Raw genomic sequence first — 5,346 nt, 5'->3', positions numbered from 1 at the left:
GGTGTGTGGGTGTTGTTTGAGAACTCAACAGTGTGTTTTGTTTGTGATAGTGCCAAATTTTTTGTTTGGTTGCGACCCTTTCACATCCCTGTCGTGGGGGTCGCGTTTTTGTTTGAACAGCCAGTTTTTGGTTTGTTTTTGCTTGGATTGTGCTTTTCGTAGTGCTGAGAAGCTTTTATGGAGAGTTTGATCCTGGCTCAGGACGAACGCTGGCGGCGTGCTTAACACATGCAAGTCGAACGGTAAGGCCCCTTCGGGGGTACACGAGTGGCGAACGGGTGAGTAACACGTGGGTAATCTGCCCTGCACTTCGGGATAAGCCTGGGAAACTGGGTCTAATACCGGATATGAACTCCTGCCGCATGGTGGGGGTTGGAAAGTTTTTCGGTGCAGGATGAGCCCGCGGCCTATCAGCTTGTTGGTGGGGTAATGGCCTACCAAGGCGACGACGGGTAGCCGGCCTGAGAGGGTGATCGGCCACACTGGGACTGAGACACGGCCCAGACTCCTACGGGAGGCAGCAGTGGGGAATATTGCACAATGGGCGAAAGCCTGATGCAGCGACGCCGCGTGGGGGATGACGGTCTTCGGATTGTAAACCCCTTTCAGTAGGGACGAAGCGCAAGTGACGGTACCTGCAGAAGAAGCACCGGCTAACTACGTGCCAGCAGCCGCGGTAATACGTAGGGTGCGAGCGTTGTCCGGAATTACTGGGCGTAAAGAGCTCGTAGGCGGTTTGTCACGTCGTCTGTGAAATCCCTCGGCTTAACCGGGGGCGTGCAGGCGATACGGGCAGACTTGAGTACTACAGGGGAGACTGGAATTCCTGGTGTAGCGGTGAAATGCGCAGATATCAGGAGGAACACCGGTGGCGAAGGCGGGTCTCTGGGTAGTAACTGACGCTGAGGAGCGAAAGCATGGGTAGCGAACAGGATTAGATACCCTGGTAGTCCATGCCGTAAACGGTGGGCGCTAGGTGTGGGGTCCTTCCACGGACTCCGTGCCGTAGCTAACGCATTAAGCGCCCCGCCTGGGGAGTACGGCCGCAAGGCTAAAACTCAAAGGAATTGACGGGGGCCCGCACAAGCGGCGGAGCATGTGGATTAATTCGATGCAACGCGAAGAACCTTACCTAGGCTTGACATATACAGGACGACGGCAGAGATGTCGTTTCCCTTGTGGCTTGTATACAGGTGGTGCATGGTTGTCGTCAGCTCGTGTCGTGAGATGTTGGGTTAAGTCCCGCAACGAGCGCAACCCCTGTCTCATGTTGCCAGCACGTAATGGTGGGGACTCGTGAGAGACTGCCGGGGTCAACTCGGAGGAAGGTGGGGATGACGTCAAATCATCATGCCCCTTATGTCTAGGGCTTCACACATGCTACAATGGCTAGTACAGAGGGCTGCGATACCGCGAGGTGGAGCGAATCCCTTAAAGCTGGTCTCAGTTCGGATTGGGGTCTGCAACTCGACCCCATGAAGTCGGAGTCGCTAGTAATCGCAGATCAGCAACGCTGCGGTGAATACGTTCCCGGGCCTTGTACACACCGCCCGTCACGTCATGAAAGTCGGTAACACCCGAAGCCGGTGGCCTAACCCTTGTGGAGGGAGCCGTCGAAGGTGGGATCGGCGATTGGGACGAAGTCGTAACAAGGTAGCCGTACCGGAAGGTGCGGCTGGATCACCTCCTTTCTAAGGAGCACTCACCACGCTTTGGTGTGGTCAGAGTTTGCGCAGGGTTCGCGTCCGAATGTGGCGCGCTCTGTGGCTCATTGGGTGGAACACTATCGCGTAGGGCTCGCCGTGATCGGCGGTATCAGATTGCAGGATCTGGTGCCGGCGTTAGCGTGGTCCGGACGAAACACACTGTTGGGTGTCTGAAACAACACCATCGGGCCTTCGGGTTTGGTTGTTTCTGATGGCACTGATTCCCGAGACATCTGATGCGCCATACGTGGCCGGGGTGTGGGTGGGGTTGGTGTGTGTTGTTTGAGAACTGCACAGTGGACGCGAGCATCTTTAATTGTTTGTGAATGTAAGTGTGTAAGAGCACACGGTGGATGCCTTGGCACCAAGAGCCGATGAAGGACGTAGTAGGCTGCGATAAGCCTCGGGGAGCTGCCAAACGAGCTGTGATCCGAGGGTGTCCGAATGGGGAAACCCAGCACGCGTGATGGCGTGTTACCCGCATCTGAATACATAGGGTGTGTGGAGGGAACGCGGGGAAGTGAAACATCTCAGTACCCGCAGGAAGAGAAAACAATAGTGATTCCGTCAGTAGCGGCGAGCGAACGCGGATCAGGCTAAACCGCATGCGTGTGATACCCGGCAGGGGTTGCGTGTGTGGTGTTGTGGGGCATGATGTCCCGGTTCTGCCGGACCGGGCGCTGATTGATCGCGGGTTAGGGGAACGACTTGGAAGGGTCGGCCGGAGAGGGTGAGAGTCCCGTACCTGAAAACCTTGTGGCGGGGCGATTTGTGTTCCCAAGTAGCAGCGGGCCCGTGAAATCTGCTGTGAATCTGCCGGGACCACCCGGTAAGCCTAAATACTTCTTGGTGACCGATAGCGGATTAGTACCGTGAGGGAATGGTGAAAAGTACCCCGGGAGGGGAGTGAAATAGTACCTGAAACCGTGTGCTTACAATCCGTCAGAGGCTTTAGGGCTGATGGCGTGCCTTTTGAAGAATGAGCCTGCGAGTTAGTGGTATGTCGCGAGGTTAACCCGTGTGGGGAAGCCGTAGCGAAAGCGAGTCCTAATAGGGCGTTTCCAGTGGCATGCTCTAGACCCGAAGCGGAGTGATCTACCCATGGCCAGTGTGAAGCGACGGTAAGACGTCGTGGAGGCGCGAACCCACTTAGGTTGAAAACTGAGGGGATGAGTTGTGGGTAGGGGTGAAAGGCCAATCAAACTCCGTGATAGCTGGTTCTCCCCGAAATGCATTTAGGTGCAGCGTCGCATGTTTCACCTCGGAGGTAGAGCTACTGGATGGCCGATGGGCCCTACAAGGTTACTGACGTCAGCCAAACTCCGAATGCCGAGGTGTGAGAGTGCGGCAGTGAGACTGTGGGGGATAAGCTTCATAGTCGAGAGGGAAACAGCCCAGATCGCCGGCTAAGGCCCCTAAGCGTGTACTAAGTGGAAAAGGATGTGGGATCGCTGAGACAGCCAGGAGGTTGGCTTAGAAGCAGCCACCCTTGAAAGAGTGCGTAATAGCTCACTGGTCAAGTGGTCCTGCGCCGACAATTTAGCGGGGCTCAAGTACACCGCCGAAGCCGCGGCATTCATACAATAACCTCCTCCGGGCAGGTGTATGGATGGGTAGGGGAGCGTCGTGTGGCCATAGAAGCGCCGGAGTGATCCAGGCGTGGAGGCCACACGAGTGAGAATGCAGGCATGAGTAGCGAATGACGAGTGAGAAACTCGTCCGCCGAATGATCAAGGGTTCCTGGGTCAAGCTAATCTGCCCAGGGTGAGTCGGGACCTAAGGCGAGGCCGACAGGCGTAGTCGATGGACAACGGGTTGATATTCCCGTACCCGTGTGTGCGCGCCCATGGTGAATCAGTGATACTAACCGCCCTGAACGTCCTAGAGCATCCTTCGGGATGACGTGGACCGGATGCGCGGGACCTGAACTGGTAGTAGCCAAGCGATGGGGTGACGCAGGAAGGTAGCTGGGCCAGTCAGTGGTTGTACTGGTGTAAGAGTGTAGGCCGTGACATAGGCAAATCCGTGTCACATCAAGGCTGAGACTTGATGCATACCCGTTGTGGGGAATTCAGTGATCCTATGCTGCCGAGAAAAGCCTCTAGTGAGTTCATACACGGCCCGTACCCCAAACCGACACAGGTGATCAGGTAGAGAATACCAAGGCGATCGAGAGAACTGTGGTTAAGGAACTCGGCAAAATGCCCCCGTAACTTCGGGAGAAGGGGGACCACGCCCGGTGACGATCCTTGCGATCTGAGCTGGGGGTGGTCGCAGAGACCAGAGAGAAGCGACTGTTTACTAAAAACACAGGTCCGTGCGAAGACGTAAGTCGATGTATACGGACTGACGCCTGCCCGGTGCTGGAAGGTTAAGAGGACCGGTTAGCCGCAAGGCGAAGCTGAGAATTTAAGCCCCAGTAAACGGCGGTGGTAACTATAACCATCCTAAGGTAGCGAAATTCCTTGTCGGGTAAGTTCCGACCTGCACGAATGGCGTAACGACTTCTCTGCTGTCTCGACCACAGACTCGGCGAAATTGCACTACGAGTAAAGATGCTCGTTACGCGCGGCAGGACGAAAAGACCCCGGGACCTTTACTATAGCTTGGTATTGGCGTTCGATTCGGTTTGTGTAGGATAGGTGGGAGACTGTGAAGCATGCACGCCAGTGTGTGTGGAGTCGTTGTTGAAATACCACTCTGATCGTATTGGACGTCTAACCTCGGCCCATGATCTGGGTTAGGGACAGTGCCTGGTGGGTAGTTTAACTGGGGCGGTTGCCTCCTAAAGAGTAACGGAGGCGCCCAAAGGTTCCCTCAGCCTGGATGGCAATCAGGTGTTGAGTGCAAGTGCACAAGGGAGCTTGACTGTGAGACTGACACGTCGAGCAGGGACGAAAGTCGGGACTAGTGATCCGGCACCGGCAAGTGGAAGCGGTGTCGCTCAACGGATAAAAGGTACCCCGGGGATAACAGGCTGATCTTCCCCAAGAGTCCATATCGACGGGATGGTTTGGCACCTCGATGTCGGCTCGTCGCATCCTGGGGCTGGAGTAGGTCCCAAGGGTTGGGCTGTTCGCCCATTAAAGCGGCACGCGAGCTGGGTTTAGAACGTCGTGAGACAGTTCGGTCTCTATCCGCCGCGCGCGTAAGAAACTTGAGGAAGGCTGTCCCTAGTACGAGAGGACCGGGACGGACGAACCTCTGGTGTGCCAGTTGTTCCACCAGGAGCATCGCTGGTTAGCTACGTTCGGAAGGGATAACCGCTGAAAGCATCTAAGCGGGAAGCCTGTTCCAAGATGAGGTTTCTCACCACCTTCGCGTGGTTAAGGCCCCCCACAGACCATGGGGTTGATAGGCCGGAACTGGAAGCGCAGCAATGCGTGCAGGTGACCGGTACTAATCGGCCGAGGGCTTACACACAAACAGCCCCTAAAGAATCGCAACGCGTCCACTGTGCAGTATCTGAAACAACACACCCACGCGAAAACACGTGGGCCTTGTTTCACAGAGTTACGGCGGCCATAGCGGCAGGGAAACGCCCGGTCCCATTCCGAACCCGGAAGCTAAGCCTGCCAGCGCCGATGGTACTGCACTCGTGAGGGTGTGGGAGAGTAGGTCACCGCCGAACACAACTTCA

Annotated in this window: 3 rRNA genes; all 3 read left to right on the top strand. The window is 56.1% G+C overall.

Annotated features, from left to right (window positions below):
* Nucleotides 1-174 precede the first annotated feature (174 nt).
* The 3 genes from NR111_RS17955 to rrf all read left to right on the top strand — a co-directional run bounded on the left by NR111_RS17955 (nucleotide 175) and on the right by rrf (nucleotide 5,337).
* Nucleotides 175-1,691 (top strand): 16S ribosomal RNA (locus tag NR111_RS17955).
* Nucleotides 1,692-2,032: 341 nt separating this feature from the next.
* A 23S ribosomal RNA gene (locus tag NR111_RS17950) occupies nucleotides 2,033-5,129 on the top strand.
* 91 nt (nucleotides 5,130-5,220) lie between these two features.
* Nucleotides 5,221-5,337: ribosomal RNA gene (rrf, locus tag NR111_RS17945) — 5S ribosomal RNA — on the top strand.
* The 16S, 23S and 5S rRNA genes sit together here, the layout of an rRNA operon.
* Nucleotides 5,338-5,346 lie beyond the last annotated feature (9 nt).

Origin of the sequence: Dietzia sp. Die43, assembly GCF_024519835.1 — a bacterium.
Classification (GTDB): domain Bacteria; phylum Actinomycetota; class Actinomycetes; order Mycobacteriales; family Mycobacteriaceae; genus Dietzia; species Dietzia kunjamensis.
The sequence above is the reverse complement of the archived record's forward strand: the minus strand, read 5'-3'. Positions and strand labels throughout refer to the sequence as shown.